Here is an 18,915-nt window from a genome sequence, read left to right as displayed (position 1 = left end):
TTGAAGCACAGGTTTGATGGGTAGGTTGCGGGGGTTCATCAGCTGCCACCGAACCAGTTGTAGCCCTGGTCTTCCCAGTAGCCGCCGCTGTAGGTGTTGCTGACGAAAATCGCCTGAATGTGTTTGGGGTTCTTGTAGCCAAGCTTGGTGGGCATGCGCAGCTTCATCGGGAAGCCGTATTCGCGCGGCAGCACCGCGCCGTCGTACGTCAGCGCCAACAGGGTTTGCGCATGCAGTGCGGTGGCCATGTCGATGCTGGTGTAGTAGTCGTCGGCGCATTTGAAGCCGACGTATTTGGCGTCGGTGTCGGCGCCGATGCGCTTGAGGAAGTCGCTGAAGCGTACGCCACCCCAACGGCCGATCGCGCTCCAGCCTTCAACGCAGATGTGCCGGGTGATCTGCTCGGTCTGGGCCATGGCGCGCAGCTCTTCGAGGCGCCAGCTGCGCTTGTCGGCGACCCGTCCGGTGACTTCCAGGCGATAGCTCTCCTCCTCCACCGTCGGTGCTTCGTCGATGCCGTAGAACGCATTGAACGGAAATGGCCGGGTGATCATCGACGCCGGATAGGTCGGGGCCATGGCGTTGGGGTTGAACAGCCAGCCCTGCACCCGGTCGTTGAAGCGCGACATCGATGACAACGCCGTCTCGACGCCGTCGTTGTCGGTGATGTTGCAACCCGACAACATCGCCACGCCACCAAGGGTCAGGCCACGCAAGAGGAACGAGCGACGCGAGCGGTCTTCAATCTGTGGTGCAAGGATTTTGCGGGCATCCGCGAGGATCGAAGCTTCATCCAGCCCGGGGACCTGAATACGCTTTTTCATACGTGCTCCTTGCGGCCAACGATCATGGCCAACAGCGTTTTAGGTACCAGCGCGACCATCACCAGATGCACCGCAACGAATGCCACTAACAGCGCCATGGCAAAGAAGTGCACACGGCGCGCCCCTTCGTAACCCCACAGCAATTCACGCAGCAGCGGGAACTGCACCGACTTCCACAACACCAGCCCGGAGAGCACCAGCAAAGTGATGTCGATAATCACGAACAAATACGCAAACCGTTGCACCTGGTTGTAATGACTGAGGTCGGCATGCCCGAGTTTTCCGCGCAGTGCCGCCGACAAGTCGCGCAGCACACCATTGGGCGAAACCGGGAAAAAGCGCCGTTTCAAGCGACCACTGAAGACATTGATGAGCAGGTAGACGAGGCCGTTGATCGCCAGGAACCACATCGCCGCGAAGTGCCACTGAAGCGCCCCACCGAGCCAGCCGCCGAGGGTGATCGACGTGGGAAAACTGAAATCGTAGAGCGGCGAGGCGTTGTAGATGCGCCAACCACTGGTGACCATCACCAACACCGCCAGGGCGTTGAGCCAATGGGTCAGGCGCAGCCAGCGTGGATGACTGGCCTTGGGTGAGGCAGATGACTGCGACATGTCCGGCTCCCGATGTGGTTGTTCGTTGGAGCCGAGTATGGGAGCCGGAAGATCGCCAAATCCTCACGCAAAGTTAAATTTAATGTGATAACTGCTCACTCACAGCCACCCAAAACCCTGTAGGAGCGAGCCTGCTCGCGATGGCATCAAGTCAGCCGACATTGATGTTGAATCTGAAACCGTTATCGCGAGCAGGCTCGCTCCTACAGGGGGCGGTGGTAGCCCGCCGAACGCGCAACTATGGTTAAATGCCGCCCCCCGCAACTTGCCGACCCAGACCCATGAACGCAGACGCCCTCTCCATCCTCCACGACCACTTGCTGACGGCACTGGCCACGCCTCCCGCCGAAACCCGGCGGCTGTTCCACGGCCGTGGCCGCTGCTGGCCGGGGCTGGAGCAAGTGACCGTGGACTGGCTGCAAGGCGTGGTGCTGGTGGCACTGTTCAAGGAGCCGGAAGCGGCGCAACTGGAGGACTTGAAGCAACGGCTGATGGCAATCACCCAATCACCGCAGTGGACACAATCCGGCGCGCACACGTTGTTGCTGCAGCACCGCTACCTGCTGCAAAGCACCACCGAATGGCTACTGGGCGATGTCATCGAAGAAATGACCATCACCGAAGGTGGCTTGAAGTACCGGGTGGACCTGGGCCGCAAGCAGAACACCGGGCTGTTCCTCGACATGCGCTATGGCCGCGATTGGGTACGGGCCAATGCCGGCGGCAAACGCATACTGAACCTGTTCGCCTACACTTGCGGCTTCTCGGTGGCGGCCATCGAAGGCGGTGCGACGCACGTGGTCAACCTCGACATGTCCAGCCCGGCGCTGAGCCGTGGCCGCGACAATCACCGGCTCAATGGCCATGACCTGAGCCAGGTGACGTTCCTCGGCCACGACCTGTTCAAGTCCTGGGGCAAGGTGATCGGCAAAGGCCCGTACGACCTGGTGATCATCGACCCGCCGTCGTTCCAGAAAGGCAGTTTCCTGCTGACCAAGGATTATCAGCGGGTGCTGCGCCGATTGCCGGAACTGCTGACTGAAAACGGCACGGTGCTGGCCTGCATGAACGACCCGGCATTCGGTGCCGATTTCCTCATCGACGGCGTGACGCGCGAGGCGCCGAGCCTGCGCTTTGAACAACGCCTGGAGAACCCGCCGGAGTTTCCCGATGCGGATGTTGAGGCTGGGTTGAAGGCGTTAGTGTTTAAGTTGGATGAATAAACGCGGTACTGCGACACCGCTTCTCTTTCATTACTTGCCAAACAGCCTTTTTACAAACGACGGCTTCTTGTTCTCTCTGTGAGTCGGTGGCAGCGCCGCAGCGACAGCGCCCCGGAAGGCTCGTCGAGTTGGGCTCGACTGTTGCTTACTCTTCAATTGGGCTTCTTTGTCATGAGCTTCTTTTGCACGGATTTCGTGGGCCTCCAACCCTGAAGCCTCCATTTTGAAGATGATATTGACGCCTTCATTGTCACCCAAAAGGCCTTTGGCAGCTTCCCAGACACCTTGTTCTTTCAAATAGACAATCAAGCCTTTGAAGTTCGATTTGTAGGTGTTTACAAGCTGCGAGTACTCCTCGGGCGAGCTAATTGAACCTATCCTGAGCGTCGAATCGAAAGACGGGCTTTCAGGAATAGGGACATAGCTCACTGAGCTTTGTCGCGGGGCAATCTCACGAATCATCGCTTCCGCGTCAATTGAAGATTCGGGTTTATAGTGGCCGGAGTGGTTGTTAATGATGAGTTTTGAAGGGTCCTGCTCGTCAATCTTCAACAAACCGGCAAACTCTGGCAACCCCATGCCGGGTTGAATACCCATGTGCTGAAAATACATGTTCGCAAAAAGACGAAGCTTACGGTCCTGATCACGAAACATGGCAATCGCGTGCCCGTCCGTGGAGGGTGTAAACACGGAACGTTCCTGCTCGTATACTTTCAGCCCTCGACCATAAACCGCCCCGGTACTCTTGAACTCACTTTTGTGCTCATCCCACGTTAGCTCTTCGAACCACCCCGTACCAATGCTCTTCGCGAGAGCGTTGACGATGTCGGTAATAAAAATGCCCACCGGAATTTTTATCGTGCCTTGCCAGTCGTAAAAGCCGAGAGGATTATTTCCGACTATCTTATAAACATTGAGGCCATCCACCGTCCCCGCTGGATCCGGACTTAGCCACCGCTGCAACCACGGGGCGTAATACCGATGCCCGTAGTAATACAACCCTGTCGCATCCCGCTCCTTGCCCGAATAACGAATAGTCTTGTACTTCGCCACTAGCGCACTTCTCCCCGCCCAGCACGCCGTACCGCCAAAGGGGTAATAGTGTTCCTGGGTCAGCAATCCTGCCTGTTCATCCAGCTCCAAAGTGCTGGAGCCGAGGTGATCGCTGACGCTGTATCGCAACTGGTCTCTGTGCGCGCCTTCGGGCCAGTGCAGCACCCGTACATTGCTGCGTCCAGCTTCGACGCTGATCACGTGATGCTCTTCACCCTCGGCTTGGCGGTGGATTTCCAGGCCGGGAAGGTAACGCACCTCGCAGCGTTGGGTGCGGCCACTGCGGCGCGCGAATCCGGTTTTGCGCACACGATGACCCGGGCGGTCATAGTCGTAGCATTCGTAGTCATCAGGTTCGGCTTCGCGTTTGACCAACGTCACGCGGCTCAGTTGGTTGCGACTGCCCCAAACCATCGCCTGGCCGCGTTGCAGCTCATGTTGATTACCACCGGCATCGAAACCCAAAGCGATGTCCGGCTCGCCCGGCAATGAACCGTCGTCCCGTTGCGCGATACTGCGGTTGCTGCGCGCCGAGGTAAACATCGAGAACCCGGGGGCGTCGCTGTGGTGGCGGGTGATCAAGTTGCCGCCGCGGTCGTAGTCGAAACGCTGGCAGTAGTTGCGTCGTTGAGTGGGATCCAGTGGTGTAGGCAACAGCGCTGGCAACGCAGGTCCATGGCTGGGCTGGCTGACTTCCCAGCCTCGGGCTTCGACCAGTTGATACAGAGTATCGTAACGGTAGCGACTGATCGGCTCGATACGCTGACTGTTGAAATGGCTCACCGGCCGGGATCTGTCTTCCAGTTCGACAATATTGTTTCCCGCATCGTGGCGATAGTTCAGGTCCTGCAGCGGTTTTTGATTGGCGATCCCCGCCACCAACCTGACCAACCGTCCATCATCGGCCGCGTACTCGGCGTGAGTCACCACCCCGTTACCGGCGATTTCGCTTTCGACCTGATCCTGGGCGTTGTAGCGGATGCCACTGACCAGACATTGCGCTGCACTCGCTTCGCCGGCCATTTGCAACCAGACCTCACTCAACTGGCCAGCCACGTCGTAAGTAAAACTGCGAACGTTGCCCATCGCATCGACCTGTCGCTTGAGTTCACCTGCCGGATTGAAAGCCTGACGAGTGATGAACGATTGCGCTTCCAGATATTCGTCCCGGGCATCAAGCTCCAACGGCCAGTCGGGGAGTTCCAGTTCAAGGAGCAAGCGTTGCTCTTCAATCAGCACTGCACCGGCAAGCCCGTAGCCCGCCAACCGTTGTGTGCCTGCCGGATGGTCATGGCGAATCAACTGACCGCACTGGTTTTGCACGGCGTATCCGAGTTCTGCGCCGCCATAGCTCAAGCGTTCCACCACACGCGAATCGTCGCCGGCAGCTTGCTCAGTGACGCAAATCGGGCGTCGCTGATCATCAAACTCAGTGTGACGCTGACTGCCCCGTGCATCCCAGAATGAACAGAGTGAACCGCCCTGATCCAACAAGCTCAACTGCCACCCCGCATCGACGCTGTCCGCCAGCAATGGCCGACCGCTCAAACCATAGATCGTCGCCAGGTTCGGCTTTGGCGCCGCGTCCCACAAACGCGGGTCCCATGATTCAACCAAGCGCCCCGCTACATCGAAGCGTTGCCGGGTGATACGTGGATCGCTGACTGGGCTGTCGGGATGACGGCAAAAACCCACGCTGCGAATTGCCAGCGTGCGCGGATCGATGACCGACAGGGTCGGCGTGGCGAAGTGGTGATGAGCGTTCACAGCGTCGAAAGTCCTTCGCACTGGTCGAGGAAATACTGAGCCTTTTTTGATTAGATCGATACTGTAAAAAGTAACAGGTAAGCGCGTGTAAATCGCTATCGCGGATTTAGCACCAAAGCGAACAACTCCCCATGCCCGTTCACATTGAGTTTGTGATAAAGGTTGCGCCGATGCACCTTCACTGTCTCGGGTGAAATGCCCATCTGCTGGGCGATGGCCTTGCTGGAGAAGCCCTGGAGGATCAGCCGCGCGGTTTCGACTTCGCGCACTGACAAGCGAGCATCGAAGCGATCGAGCAGCGTTGCCAGATCTCCGGCCACGGCCTCGGCGACTGGCCCTTCCGGCGGCAGCAATCGCAGGTGTCGGCGCATGGCGGCCAGCACCCAGTCGCGCACGCACAACAGACGGCCCTGCTCTTCGAGGCTGAAGCGTGTCGAGCGCCCGAGAGAAAGGCCCAGCACCGCGCCATCGACGTTGACCATGAACTGCAACTCGTCGCCGCCGACCACCGAGCGGAAGTAGCTCAAGTAATACTCGCTGTGCTGGAACTGGTCCGGGGCCACCGATTCGAGGCTGTGCAAGCCGTCGGCAATGCCGGCACAGGCCGCTTGATAGAACGGGTCGAGCAAGTACATGCCGGCGCTGTAATCTGCCAGGTCTTCGTGCTCCTCGCCGCTGCCTTTGGCGTCGAAATCAATGAGCAGGCGCGGTACCCGACCCGGCCTCATCACCGCGACCAGGGCGTTGTCCAGCGGCACCAGCAGGCGCAGGGTGTCGACCAGCGCACGCCAGAACCCTTCCTCGCCCAACGTGGCAAACACGCGCGCCAGCCCTTGGTGCAGCGGCAACTCTTTCAACAACGCGTCCACGCCCTACCCCTTTCGAGTAACCCATGATGGGAATGGGTAACGGCCAGCCCCGTCGATACCCTGCAAGCTCCTGAACATCACCGGCCGCAGCAGGCCAGGAGTGCCGCATCATGAGTGGTCATCGCTCGTATTTCAATCTGGGGTTTGGCGCCTGTCTGGCGGTTTCGCTGTCGGCGGTGGCGGCCGAGGTCCCAACCGTTCACGTCTACAACTGGTATGACTACATCGGCCCGAACACCCTGCATGACTTCAAGCGTGACACCGGTATCCAGCCCGTCTACGACACCTTCGACAGCGCCGAAGTGCTCGAAGGCAAACTGTTGACCAGCCGCAGTGGCTACGACGTGGTGGTGGCCAGCAACTTCAGCCTGCCGACGCTGATCAAGGCCGGTGCCCTGGCGCCGCTGCCCCGCGCTGATATGCCTGATTTCAAGAACATGGACAGCGACCTGCTGGCGAAACTGGCCCACAACGATCCGGGTAACCAGTACGCCGTGCCGTATCTGTGGGGCACCAACGGCATCGGCTACAACATCGACAAAGTGCGGGCGGTACTTGGCGACAAAGCGCCGGTGGATTCCTGGGACCTGGTGTTCAAGGAAGAAAACCTGGCCAAACTCGGCGAATGCGGCGTGGCGATGCTCGACTCGCCGTCGGAAATGCTCCCGGTCGCCCTGCACTACCTTGGCCTGCCGCCCAACAGCACCAACCCCGAGGATTACAAGAAGGCCGAAGCGCTGCTGCTTAAGCTGCGCCCGCATATCGCCTATTTCAACTCGTCGAAATTCATCAGTGATCTGTCCAACGGCAACATCTGTGTGGCGGTCGGTTGGTCCGGCGCGATGCTGGAAGCCAAGGCGACCGCCGAGCAAGCCGGCAACGGCGTGAAGATCGCCTACAGCTTGCCCAAGGAAGGCGCGCCGGTGTGGTTCGACACGCTGGTGTTGCTCAAGGACGCGCCGCATCCCCAACAAGGGTTGGCTTTCATCGATTACCTGATGCGCGCCGAGGTCATCGCCCCGGTCAGCAATCACCTCAACTACCCCAATGGCAACCGCAATGCCACGGCGCTGGTGGCTGAGGCGACCCGCAACAACCCTGCGGTCTACCCGTCAGCCGCAGCCCTGGCCACTTTGTTCACTCTGCAACCTTTGCCGCCGGCTACCGAACGGGTACGGACGCGGATCTGGAGCAAGGTCAAGAACGGTCAATAACCCACGCCCCACCTTTCCACCCGCGACTTCTGAAGATGAGAAAACCGATGAAACCACGTGCCCGCGACCTGAACATTCGATTCGGCCAACTGCAACCCGGCCCGCTCAACGCCATTACCGACGTGCCCGGTGTACGGGTCGGCCACAGCAATGTGCGAGGACGCACCGCCAAGGGTCGCGACATCCTCACCGGGGTAACCGTGATTGAACCGCGTGCCGGTTCCACCAGCCAGCAACCGTGTTTCGCCGGGGTCCATGTGCTCAATGGCAATGGCGACGCCACGGGGCTTGAATGGATCCGCGAGGCCGGTTTGCTGACCAGCCCGATCGCCTTCACCAACACCCATAGCCTGGGCGTGGTGCGCGATGCGCTGATCGCCGTGGACCGTGAGCAGCAACCAGACGACGGCAGGCTCTACTGGAACATGCCGGTGGTGCTGGAAACCTATGACGGTTTGCTCAACGACATCAACGGCTTTCACGTGAAACCCGAGCACGTCGCCGAAGCCGTGCGCAGTGCCAAGAGCGGCCCTGTGACAGAAGGCAATGTCGGCGGTGGCAGCGGCATGATCTGCCACGAATTCAAGGGGGGCATCGGCACCGCCTCGCGGCGCTTGAGCGATGCCCAGGGTGGCTGGACGGTGGGTGCCATCGTGCAGGCCAACCACGGCATCCGGCAGGAATTGCGCGTCGATGGCTACCCGGTCGGGCGCTACATGGATCAGGTCGACTCGCCGTTTCTCAAGGCCGCGTTGCCGCATCCGGGCATGGGTTCCATCGTCGTCTGCCTGGCCACCGATGCGCCGTTGCTGCCGCACCAGTGCACTCGGCTGGCGCAGCGTGCCAGCCTCGGCCTTGCCCGCACCGGTGGCGGCAATGAAGACCACAGTGGCGACATCTTCATCGCCTTCGCCACCGGCAACCAGCACGTGCCCCCGGCGGCGTACGAGCGTAAAAAAGCCGCCACCACTGATGGTCTGTGCATGGTCAACAACGACCACATCAGCGAGCTGTTCCTGGCCGCGACCGAAGCCGTGGAAGAGGCCATCATCAATGCCGTACTGGCCGCTGAAACCGCCGAAGGCAATGGTCACGCGGTGCCGGGGCTGGATGCCGAAACGTTGCTGCAAGCACTGCGTCGGGCCGGGTGGCCGGGGGACGCGACTAGTGGTACTTGAGTGAAACACTTGGTCTTTCTAGGATGAACTTACGCAGCCGCTTGTTTGCTCAACAAGCCGTTGCGTAAGCGGTGAGTGCACTGAACCCCTACAAGCTCACCGCTTGCTTCATGCGCATCTTGAGCCTCAATGGCTCTACTTCCTCCCCATCAAAGAGCTTTGAGGCTCTTTTTTTACCTCCAGAATCACCACTTTACCCTGTGGGAGCTGGCTTGCCAGCGATGGCGGTGAGTCAGTCAATCAATGTGTCGGCCGATACTCAGTCATCGCTGGCAAGCCAGCTCCCACTGTGGATCCCGGTGTGATCGGGATTTTTGACCAATAAAGATCCCCTGTAGGAGCAAAGCTTGCTCGCGATGGCGATCTCAAGGACGCCATCGCCGGCAAGCCGTGCTCCTACAGGTGTTGGAGTGCAACTGACAGAGATTGGTCGGCCGTCAGGACGCCATCGCTGGCAAGCCAGCTCCCACAGAGTGCTGTGTCATGCCTGGAGAGCTCGATCAGACCAGACGCAGTCGTGGACCGCTGGTCGGCACTGCGTCGTCGCCCAACCGCTCACGCACGAACGCATGGGCCTTGAACGTCAACTGATCGAGGTGCCGGTCGCGTTGTTTTTCCGCATCGACCATCGCCCGCTTGCCGTGTTTTTGCAGCAAATACGTATGAATCTGCCGCACCTCCAGCGAGCTGTAGATCGGTGCCACATCCAGCAGCGCCATCAAGCCGTCGCTGCCATGGTCACGGGTGTTCATCAGTACCTGGGTCGCGCGCACGCCTATCACCTGAAAACCCATCGCTTCGAAGTACGGCACCTTGGCCACCGCGCAGGTTAGTTCGGCGTGCGGATAACGGCCGACCATTTCCCGCAGCATCCGGCGCGCAATGCCCTGGCGCCGATATTCGGCCTGGACCGCCATGTACGCCACGCCGCAGGCGTCGGGATCATCCTTGACCGGCAAGTACAGCAAGAAGCCGATGACTTGGTCTGGATCGTCAGGATCGGTGGCGACGATCAACTCCACATCAATGCCCTTCGCGCCGTTCAACGCTTCCAGATAAAGGTGCACCTCGTAGCCAATCGCGTACTGATAGACGTTGTACAGCAGGTTGCTCGGCGGTATCGCGACCATGCTGATGTCGGTCAGGTTGTCGACCACCATCTGCAGGATCTGGCTGTTGATGTGCTCGGGGCACGACGTTTTGAAGTGCTTGATCTGGGGCATTGCGGGGGGTGGCTCCGGGGCGGTGTGCAGCGTTCGATGCGGGCGGACATCTTAACCCGTTCCGCGCCATTTCTGGATTCATGAACTAAGCGCATGAGTCTATAGCCGAAAACCGCATAAACCTTTTCCTGAATCCGATGGTCACTCTTGTTGATGTGAACTGCAAAAGTACCGCAGTGCACTGCACTCGCAAATTACGCAAAGGAATAGACCTGATGACGATTTCCCGACGTACATTTCTGATTGTGGGTGCAGTGACGGCGGCGAGCGTGGCACTGCCGCCGTTCATTTCTGCGCAGGCATCCGCCGCCAATGCCGCGCGGCCGGTCAAAGCCTCCGTGAAGTTCTGGGTCAATGACCAACAACGCAACCTCGACCTGGACACCCGTACGACCCTGCTCGATGCCCTGCGGGAAAACCTGCATCTGACCGGCAGCAAAAAAGGCTGCGACCACGGCCAATGTGGCGCCTGCACGGTGATCGCCGATGGCCGGCGGATCAATTCGTGCCTGACATTGGCTGTCATGCACGAAGGCTCGAAGATCACCACCATCGAAGGCCTCGGCACGCCGCAAAAGCTGCACCCCATGCAAGCCGCGTTCATCAAGCACGACGGCTACCAATGCGGATACTGCACGCCGGGGCAGATCTGTTCCGCCGTCGCGGTGCTGGGAGAGATTCGTGACGGCATTCCCAGTCACGCCAGCCCCAGCCTCACCAAACCTCCCCAGCTGATCGCCAGTGAAATTCAGGAACGCATGAGCGGCAACATCTGTCGTTGCGGGGCGTACTCCAACATCATCGAGGCGATCACGGAAGTCGCGGAGGCCAGCGCATGAGACCCTTTACCTACTTGCGCGCCAAATCCCCGGCTCAAGCGGCGTTGCTGGCAGCCCAGGTCAGCAACGCGCGGTTCATCGCCGGTGGCACCAATCTGCTGGATCTGATGAAACTGGACATCGAAACCCCCGCGCATCTGATCGACGTCAACGATGTCGGCCTCGACCGCATCGAAGTCACGGCAGAGGGTGGCTTGCGCATCGGAGCACTGGTGAGGAACACCGATCTCGCCGCCCATCCGCGGGTGCGCGAAGATTACGGCTTGCTTGCCCGCGCCCTGCTCGCCGGCGCCTCGGGGCAACTGCGCAATGTCGCCACCACTGGCGGCAACCTGTTGCAACGCACACGCTGTCCGTACTTCTACGACACGCATCAGGCCTGCAACAAGCGCCAGCCCGGCAGCGGCTGCTCGGCCATCGACGGCTTCAGCCGGCAACTGGGCATCATTGGAGTCAGCAAGGCCTGCATCGCCACCCATCCCAGCGACATGGCCGTGGCCATGCGCGCGCTCGATGCCGAGGTCGAGACGGTGAGACCCGACGGCACTATCCGCGTCATTCCCCTGGCCGATTTGCATCGATTGCCCGGCACCACACCGAACATCGAAACCACGCTGATGGCCAATGAATTGATCACCGCTGTCACCCTGCCAGCGCCGATCGGCGGCACCCACATTTATCACAAGGTAAGGGACCGGTCGTCCTACGCGTTTGCGCTCGTTTCTGTTGGCGCGATCATCCAGAGCAACGGCAGCGGACGCGTCGCCCTGGGTGGCGTGGCGCACAAGCCGTGGCGTGTCGAGAGCGCGGAGTCGGTCATGCCCCAAGGTGCGAAAGCATTCACCGAAAAGCTGCTCGCCGGCGCCACACCCACCCACGAAAACGCCTTCAAGCTGACCCTGGTCGAGCGCACGCTCGCTGCGGTGATGGCCCAAGCGAAGGAGCACGCATGAAATTCGACACGCCCGCCACCAGCAACCCGATCGACCAGATGAAGGTCATCGGCAAAGCCACTACGCGCATCGAAGGCCCACTGAAAACCACCGGCCAGGCACCCTACGCCTATGAGCATCACACCGCCGTGCCGAATCAGGCGTATGGCGTGGTGGTCGGTTCGGCCATCGCCAAGGGCCGTATCGCCTCGATGGACCTCGAGGTTGCCCAAGCAGCGCCGGGGGTGTTGGCCATTGTCACGGCGGCCAACGCCGGCAAGCTCGGCAAAGGCAAATACAACACTGCCAAATTACTCGGCGGGCCTGAAATCGAGCACTACCACCAGGCCGTCGCGTTGGTCGTAGCGCAGACCTTTGAACAGGCCCGGGCTGCCGCTGAACTGGTCAAGGTCAACTATGTACGAGCCAAGGGCGTGTTCGATCTTGCGGCAACCCGCGATTCGGCCAAACAGACCAAGGAAATGCCCGATACCGTGCATGGCGATTTCGAGGGGGCTTTCGCCGCCGCGCCGGTGCAACTGGACGCCACTTACACCACCCCCGATCAGGCCCACGCCATGATGGAACCTTTCGCCTCGATGGCTGCGTGGGACGGCGACAAACTGACCGTATGGACCTCCAATCAGATGATTGACTGGTCCGTGACCGATCTGGCCACCACCCTCGGCATACCGAAAAAAAATGTACGGTTGATCTCGCCGTACATCGGCGGCGGTTTCGGCGGCAAGCTGTTTATCCGCTGCGACGCGGTGTTGGCGGCGCTCGGTGCGCGACTGGCCGGCCGGCCGGTGAAGGTCGCGCTCGCGCGGCCACTGATGTTCAACAATTCCACGCACCGCCCCGCCACCATTCAGCGCATCCGCATTGGCGCCACGGCTGACGGCAAGATCACGGCCATGGCCCACGAAGGCTGGTCCGGTGACCTGCCGGGTGGCAAGGTCGAGCGCGCTTCGCAGCCGAGTCAATTGCTGTATGCCGGGGAAAACCGCCGGGTGTCCATGCGTTTGTCGACCCTCAACCTGCCGGAGGGCAACGCCATGCGCGCACCCGGCGAAGCGCCGGGAATGATGGCGCTGGAAATCGCCATGGACGAAATGGCGGAAAAGCTCAAGATCGACCCGGTCGAGTTTCGCATTTTCAATGATACCCAGGTCGACCCGGTGAACACGCAACGGTCCTTCTCGCAGCGCCGCTTGATCGAATGCCTGCGTACGGGGACCGAGCGTTTCGGCTGGAGCAGTCGTCAGGCGCAGCCGGGCGCGCAACGCGAGGGCCGTTGGTTGATCGGCCAGGGCATGGCCGTCGCCTTTCGCAACAACCTGCTGGTGAAGTCCGGAGCCCGGGTTCGCCTGAATGATCAAGGCATCGTCACCGTCGAAACCGACATGACCGATATCGGCACCGGCAGCTACACGATCATTGCCCAGACCGCGGCAGAAATGATGGGTGTCACCCTCGACAAAGTGCTGGTGCGCCTCGGCGATTCGAGCTTTCCGGTGTCGGCCGGTTCCGGTGGCCAGTTCGGTGGCAACTGTTCGACGTCCGGGGTCTACGCGGCGTGCGTAAAACTTCGCGCAGCCGTTGCGCAACGCCTGGGCATGAAACCGGACGAGGCGACATTCGCCGATGGCGAAGTCAGTACCGGCGATAGACGTGTGCCGCTTCAAGAGGCCGCGCGAGGCGGAGAACTGGTGGCCGAGGATTCGATCGAGTTTGCCGAGCTGAGTAAAATATTCCAGCAGTCGACGTTCGGCGCGCACTTCGTTGAGGTCGCCGTCGACAGTGCCACCGGCGAAACCCGCGTGCGGAGAATGCTCGCGGTCTGTGCTGCCGGGCGCATCCTCAACCCGACTTCGGCACGCAGCCAGGTGATCGGTGCGATGACCATGGGCGTCGGTGCGGCATTGATGGAAGAACTGGCGGTCGACAAGCGCCTGGGCTTTTTCGTCAACCATGACCTGGCCGGATACGAAGTGCCGGTGCACGCCGACATCCCGCATCAGGAAGTGATTTTCCTCGAGGAGGACGATCCGGTTTCATCGCCGATGAAAGCCAAGGGCGTGGGTGAACTGGGCATCTGCGGAGTCAGCGCAGCCATCGCCAATGCGGTGTACAACGCGACGGGGATTCGCGTCCGGGACTACCCGATCACCCTCGACAAGATGCTCGACAAACTGCCGCCGATGATTTGAGCGCTGCATTTTTACAATAACGCAGCGGTCACCTTTCCTGTAGGAGCCGGCTTGCTGGCGATAGCGGCTTGACATTCAACATCTGTGTTGACTGATACACCGCCATCGCCAGCAAGCCGGCTCCTACACTCCCACAGTCAGTTGCAGCGAAGAACATCAGAAGTCGTAAGTCATCTCCACCGACGCCACCCGCTCCTGCCCGTAATAGCAACCGAACGAGTAGTTGCAGTCCGACACGTACTCGCGGTCGAAGATGTTCTGCACGTTCAGGCGAGTTTGCAAACCACGCAGGCTTGGGTCGAGTTTGCCCATGTCATAGCTGACGGTAGCGTCATAGACGACCCAGGACGGTACGTCGAACGAGTTGGCCGCATCCCCCGGCTTGCGTCCGGTGTAGCGCGCGCCGGCGCCAAAGGTCAGGCCATTGAGGGTGGCCTGGGTGAAGTGATAGTCGATCCACATCGACGCTGAAACCGGCGATTGGGCTTCGTTGCGGTGGCCTTCGTTGCCCCAGGTGTCCTTGGTGTAGAACGAGTCCATGTAGCTGACGGCGGCCAGGATATCGACGTTGTCGATGCTGGATTTGACTTCCAGCTCGACACCGCGCGAACGCATCTCTCCGCCCTGGGACATGTACTCCGGATAGTCATCATCGCCGGTCAGCACGTTCTTCTGTTTGATCTCATACACCGAAGCGGTGATCAGGGTCTTCTCGAACGGCTGGTACTTCACACCCACTTCGTATTGCTGACCCTCGGTCGGCTCGAAGGCCTTGCCGCCACGCTCAGGCGCCCCGGTGCCTATTGTCGGCAGGAACGACTCGGAATAGCTGACATAGGGCGCCAGGCCGAAATCAGTGACATAGGTCAGGCCGACACGCCCGGTGAACTTGTTGTCGCGTTTGGATTCACGGGTCGACGCCAGCAAATCCTTGTTGTCGATTTCCGCCCAGTCCTGGCGGCCACCGATGGTCAGGATCCACTGGTCCAGTTTGATCTGGTCCTGCAGATACACACCCGTCTGGCGCAAGGTGTTGTCCCATTGGGTGGTGAGCGTTGGCGTCACGCTGCTGGTGTCGTAGTTGTTCTTGCCATACAGGTTGACCGGCAACACGTTGTTGGCGTTGTAGCCGTCGTACTTGCGGGTGAAATGCCGATAGTCCACCCCCGCCAGCGTAGTGTGCTCCAGGGCACCGGTGTTGAATGTGTATTCGAGGTTGTTATCGACGGTCCAGGCGATGTTGTGCTGGTGCCAGTCGACCTTGGCGCGGTTGGCCCGGGTGTAATCGGTCACGCCGGCATCAGTGACGAAACTGCGCAGGTAAAAGCCCTTGTAGCGGTCGCGCACGTCGGTGTAACGCGCCGTGGAGCGGTATTTCAGGTCTTCGCTGAAGTTGTGGCTGAAGTCATATCCGAAGATGTACTGGTCACGTTTGTAATCGTTGAAGTCAGTGTCACCGGAGAAAAAGTCGCGATTGATTTTCTCGCCGTCAGGGCCGCGGTTGAGCGAACCGATCCGTGGCAGCGACTGATAATCGGGCACGCCGTCATCGCGCTGGACCTGCGCCAGCACCGTCAGGAAGGTGTCCTCGGTCGGCGCCCAGGTCAGGCTCGGCGCCAGCAGCATACGTTCACTGCTGTTGTGCTCGACTTGTTCGCCACCCTTGTTGGCGACACCGATCAGGCGATAAGTGAACTGCTTCTGTTCGTCGATCGGGCCGCTGGTGTCGAAGGCACCGTTGACCCGGTCGTAGCTGCCTGCGCCCAGTTTGACCTGGCTGCGCTGCTCGGTGGTCGGACGCTTGGAGACCATGTTGATCAGCCCGCCGGGCTGGTTCTGCCCATAGAGTACCGACGACGGCCCCTTGAGCACTTCGATGCGCTCCAGGGTATAGGGATCGATTTGCGGCGCGCCGCCGAGGCTGCCGGCGTAAGGGATGTATGCGCCATCGAAGTACAGCGGCGTCGGTGCGAAACCCCGGCTGGTGATTTCATCGGCGATCGAATTGCGGTCGGTGTAACCGCCCGTGTTCACCCCTGGCGTGTAGCGCAAGGCCTGGGTCAGGTTGCGGGCGCCCTGGGCTTCGACCTGGTCGGCGGTGACCACGTTGATGGTCTGCGGGATTTCCAGAATCGGCGTGTCCGTCTTGGTGCCCGTGGCACTGCGGGTCGCGACGAAGCCGTCCACCGGGCCGTAAGCGGACTCCACCACAGCGCCGGAAATGCTGGTGGCCCCCAGTTGCAGCGCTGCGCCATCACCCACCAACGGCAATAGCGAATAGCTGCCGTTGTCGTGACGCACAGCCTGCAATTTGCTCCCGGCGAGCAACTGACGCAGCCCCGCCTCCACCGAATAACGCCCTTGCAGCCCCGCGGTGCTCTGACCATTGGCAGAGGCCGGCTCGAACGACACGGTCACCCCGGCGGTGCCGGCAAACTGGGTCAATGCCGCGCCCAGCGGACCTGGCGGGATATCGAATTCGGCTTCAGTGCTGGTTTGCGCCCACGCTGGTTGTGCCACGATCGCCATGCCCAACGGGACGACCAGCGCCATACCGAGCAATGCGGCATGCACGGCGCGACTCAAGGGTCTGACAGTTGGCTCAATTGCAGAAATGCTCAATGGGGAATTGCGAGGGGTCATGCAGTTTCCTTTCGCCCGTGTGGCAGTCAATGGCAGCGTCTAAATGCGCCTCTAACTACCAAGTCGAACGAGAATCAAAATCAATAACCCCTCCGGCAAGTTTTTTTCGGTTAATCACTCAGACCGGCTCCACACTGGCCCAGTAACGGCTGTACCGGCGAATGCGCACGGGCAAGGTCGACGTCAGGTTGTCCAGAATGGTATCGGTACTGGTCAGATGAAAAGCGCCAGAGATACGCAGTGCCGCCACCGCCGGATCACATCCCAAGTGGCCCGGACGATAGCGCTGCAGTTCGCGGACGAAGTCTTCCAGGCGCCAGTCATTGACGACCAGCATGTCGCGGGTCCAGGCATCGGATTGCGCGCTAGCTCGCTGCACGGCGTCGACGGCATCGCGGCGAAAGCTCACCTGCTGACCGGCGTCGACGCGTACCGCCGGGCCGGACAAAACCGCGCTGCGCACTTCGACCGCATGTTCCTGCACACTGACCAGTGTTTGCTCTGTGTCATGCCGCACGACAAAACGGGTGCCCAGTGCGCGGATGCTGCCTTCGGCGGTATGAACCACAAAAGGCCGCGCCGATGCGTCACGCGCTGTCTCGATCTGGATTTCGCCTTGCAGCAAACGGACTTCACGCAAGTGGGCGCTGTAGCGGATGTCCACGGCCGTCGCCGTGTTGAGTTGCAGCTGGCTGCCATCGTCCAGTCGCACCCGACGACGTTCACCGGTACCGGTGCGCTGGTCGGCCATCAAGGTTGGCAGCGGCGTGGTATTCCAGGCCAGTGTCCCGGCGGCGCCCGCCATCAACAGAATCGACAACACCTTGAGCACGTCCCGGCGTTTGGCCCGGGCGCTGGCCAGGGTCGGGCGAGCGACGGCGGGAGATAGCTGCCCAAGCTTGTCCTGCAAACGTGCGAGGCGCTCCCACGCCTGCACATGACGAGGATCACGCTCGAGCCAGCGCCGATGCGCTTCGCGCAAGCCATCGTCCGGCCCCTCGCCGCGCAAGTCGACATACCAGCGCGCAGCGGCTTCGAGGGTGGCGAAATCCAGCGGTTGTGCACGGGCCACGGTTCAGTCCTCGATCAGCAACAGGCAATGCGTCAGGGCGCGGACTGCGTGTTTCTTCACCGTGGTCACCGAGACATTAAGACGTCGACCGATCTCGACATAGCTCAGGCCATCGAGCTGGGCCAGCAGGAAAATCTCTCGAGTGCGCTCACCCAGACCGTCGAGCAAACGGTCGATTTCCATCAGGGTTTCGATGATCAGCGAACGGGTTTCCGGGGAAACCGCCACCGGCTCCGGGATGTTGGCCAGGGTTTCAAGATATGCCTGCTCCAGCGCCCGGCGACGGAACATGTCGATCATCAGACTACGGGCGATGGTGCTCAGGTAGGCGCGCGGCTCGCGTAGCTCCTGGGTCTTGCGTTGGGTGAGCACACGAATGAAGGTGTCCTGGGCCAGATCTGCCGCGCTGTGGTTGCAGCCGAGCCGCTTGCGCAACCAGCCACACAACCAACTGTGGTGATCCTCATAAAGCGTATGCACGGCGTGTTGCAGCGAGTGGTCGGCGGAGGACATGAAAAAGGCCCGATACAGATTTATTTGATAATGACTCTCATTTTCTTCCAGGCCGACACGCTTTGGCAAGACCTCCCACGTTTGGTGAAACTCACCCCACTTCAGCGCTCGGGGGCAACTATCCGGAAACGAATGTAAATGTCATTGGAAACAACGCTGTCTGCCCATTCACCCGCACCGATCTTGAAGTCACTGCGTTTGAGCGTTAACTCGCCATCAAAAATGCCAACGGCACTTCCCGCTTTCAGCAGCACCGGCACTTCCACCTCCCGAGTGAGCCCCCGGAGAGTAAGTCTGCCGGTGATCAAATAACGGTTGCTGCCGAGGTCTTTGACCCGAGTCGACTCAAAGATTGCCTTCGGATAAGTCGCCGTGTCGAACCAGGCAGGCTTTGGAAGTTCAGTCCTGGCATCACTGTCATCCACTTCAATACTGTCGAGGTCAATGGTCAACTTCGCATGTGCATCCTGGGGATGAGTTGTATCGAAATCGAGGACCCCAACGAACTTGCTGAAGGTGCCATACACCCGTGACCCCATTTGGTTGTAAGTGAAACTGAGGGTACTGGCCGTGGGATTCACGTCGGTGTATTCGACTGCATAGGCGCAAGGAAACGCACCGAACAAAAGCACGGAGGCCAATGCAATAAAACGTGATGCTCGAGAGTTCATGGGACTCTCCGGTGTGCGGGTAAGCTGACAGTAGGTGGACTAAAGCAAAGAACCACCGTTTATGCCA

The 18,915-nt window shown here is 60.3% G+C and carries 15 protein-coding genes; 6 read left to right on the top strand and 9 right to left on the bottom strand.

The genetic code is table 11. The features are described 5' to 3' along the window. Nucleotides 1-38: 38 nt before the first annotated feature. Both D8U18_RS11685 and D8U18_RS11680 read right to left on the bottom strand, forming a co-directional pair. Nucleotides 39-824 carry a molybdopterin-dependent oxidoreductase gene (locus tag D8U18_RS11685; protein WP_056856750.1) on the bottom strand — a complete coding sequence of 262 codons (786 nt, stop codon included), beginning with the start codon at nt 822-824 and terminating at the stop codon, nt 39-41. Then, nucleotides 821-1,438, bottom strand: a complete 618-nt coding sequence (locus tag D8U18_RS11680) for a cytochrome b/b6 domain-containing protein (RefSeq protein ID WP_056856751.1) — start codon at nt 1,436-1,438, stop codon at nt 821-823. Before D8U18_RS11680 ends, D8U18_RS11685 begins: the two co-directional genes overlap by 4 nt. A 281-nt stretch (nt 1,439-1,719) precedes the next feature. Between D8U18_RS11680 and D8U18_RS11675 the strand changes: the two genes are divergently transcribed. After that, nucleotides 1,720-2,661 (top strand): class I SAM-dependent methyltransferase, encoded by a 942-nt coding sequence (locus D8U18_RS11675; protein WP_056856752.1) that lies wholly within the window; start codon nt 1,720-1,722, stop codon nt 2,659-2,661. A 30-nt stretch (nt 2,662-2,691) separates the two neighbouring features. On the opposite strand, the gene D8U18_RS11670 is transcribed toward D8U18_RS11675, so the two are convergent. Further along, complete coding sequence (locus D8U18_RS11670) at nt 2,692-5,481, bottom strand: RHS repeat-associated core domain-containing protein (protein WP_131107659.1); 2,790 nt, start codon at nt 5,479-5,481, stop codon at nt 2,692-2,694. A gap of 95 nt (nt 5,482-5,576) precedes the next feature. After that, nucleotides 5,577-6,350 carry a helix-turn-helix transcriptional regulator gene (locus tag D8U18_RS11665; RefSeq protein ID WP_131107658.1) on the bottom strand — a complete coding sequence of 258 codons (774 nt, stop codon included), beginning with the start codon at nt 6,348-6,350 and terminating at the stop codon, nt 5,577-5,579. Between the two features lie 110 nt (nt 6,351-6,460). Here D8U18_RS11665 and D8U18_RS11660 point away from each other — a divergent pair, with 110 nt between their 5' ends. Next, the gene (locus tag D8U18_RS11660) at nt 6,461-7,564 is read left to right on the top strand and encodes an extracellular solute-binding protein (RefSeq protein WP_130906515.1); all 1,104 of its coding nucleotides are present in this window, start codon (nt 6,461-6,463) and stop codon (nt 7,562-7,564) included. A gap of 47 nt (nt 7,565-7,611) precedes the next feature. Beyond that, nucleotides 7,612-8,742, top strand: coding sequence for a P1 family peptidase (locus D8U18_RS11655; RefSeq protein WP_056856756.1), 1,131 nt, complete (start codon nt 7,612-7,614; stop codon nt 8,740-8,742). 500 nt (nt 8,743-9,242) lie between these two features. Here D8U18_RS11655 and D8U18_RS11650 read toward each other — a convergent pair whose 3' ends face one another. Next, nucleotides 9,243-9,965 (bottom strand): GNAT family N-acetyltransferase, encoded by a 723-nt coding sequence (locus D8U18_RS11650; protein WP_131107657.1) that lies wholly within the window; start codon nt 9,963-9,965, stop codon nt 9,243-9,245. Between the two features lie 215 nt (nt 9,966-10,180). On the opposite strand from D8U18_RS11650, the gene paoA reads away from it, so the two are divergent. The 3 genes from paoA to paoC are packed head-to-tail and all read left to right on the top strand — an operon-like array spanning nt 10,181 to nt 13,949. Next, nucleotides 10,181-10,804 (top strand): aldehyde dehydrogenase iron-sulfur subunit PaoA, encoded by a 624-nt coding sequence (gene paoA, locus D8U18_RS11645; protein WP_056856758.1) that lies wholly within the window; start codon nt 10,181-10,183, stop codon nt 10,802-10,804. Beyond that, on the top strand, nt 10,801-11,757 hold the full coding sequence (locus D8U18_RS11640) for a xanthine dehydrogenase family protein subunit M (protein ID WP_130904999.1): 957 nt from the start codon (nt 10,801-10,803) through the stop codon (nt 11,755-11,757). The genes paoA and D8U18_RS11640 overlap by 4 nt, the downstream gene beginning before the upstream one ends. Continuing rightward, nucleotides 11,754-13,949 carry an aldehyde oxidoreductase molybdenum-binding subunit PaoC gene (gene paoC / locus D8U18_RS11635; RefSeq protein WP_130931492.1) on the top strand — a complete coding sequence of 732 codons (2,196 nt, stop codon included), beginning with the start codon at nt 11,754-11,756 and terminating at the stop codon, nt 13,947-13,949. The genes D8U18_RS11640 and paoC overlap by 4 nt, the downstream gene beginning before the upstream one ends. Before the next feature lie 156 nt (nt 13,950-14,105). On the opposite strand, the gene D8U18_RS11630 is transcribed toward paoC, so the two are convergent. From D8U18_RS11630 to D8U18_RS11615, 4 genes are all read right to left on the bottom strand, one after another. Further along, entirely contained in the window at nt 14,106-16,592 is a 2,487-nt protein-coding gene (locus D8U18_RS11630) for a TonB-dependent siderophore receptor (protein ID WP_131107656.1), read from the bottom strand. Nucleotides 16,593-16,710: 118 nt separating this feature from the next. Continuing rightward, nucleotides 16,711-17,664 (bottom strand): FecR domain-containing protein, encoded by a 954-nt coding sequence (locus D8U18_RS11625; RefSeq protein WP_131107655.1) that lies wholly within the window; start codon nt 17,662-17,664, stop codon nt 16,711-16,713. Between the two features lie 3 nt (nt 17,665-17,667). Next, nucleotides 17,668-18,177, bottom strand: coding sequence for a sigma-70 family RNA polymerase sigma factor (locus D8U18_RS11620; RefSeq protein ID WP_056856914.1), 510 nt, complete (start codon nt 18,175-18,177; stop codon nt 17,668-17,670). Between the two features lie 101 nt (nt 18,178-18,278). After that, on the bottom strand, nt 18,279-18,848 hold the full coding sequence (locus tag D8U18_RS11615) for a YceI family protein (RefSeq protein WP_130906508.1): 570 nt from the start codon (nt 18,846-18,848) through the stop codon (nt 18,279-18,281). Nucleotides 18,849-18,915 lie beyond the last annotated feature (67 nt).

Origin of the sequence: Pseudomonas sp. Sample_10 (assembly GCF_004321495.1) — a bacterium.
Classification (GTDB): Bacteria; Pseudomonadota; Gammaproteobacteria; order Pseudomonadales; family Pseudomonadaceae; genus Aquipseudomonas.
The sequence above is the reverse complement of the archived record's forward strand: the minus strand, read 5'-3'. Positions and strand labels throughout refer to the sequence as shown.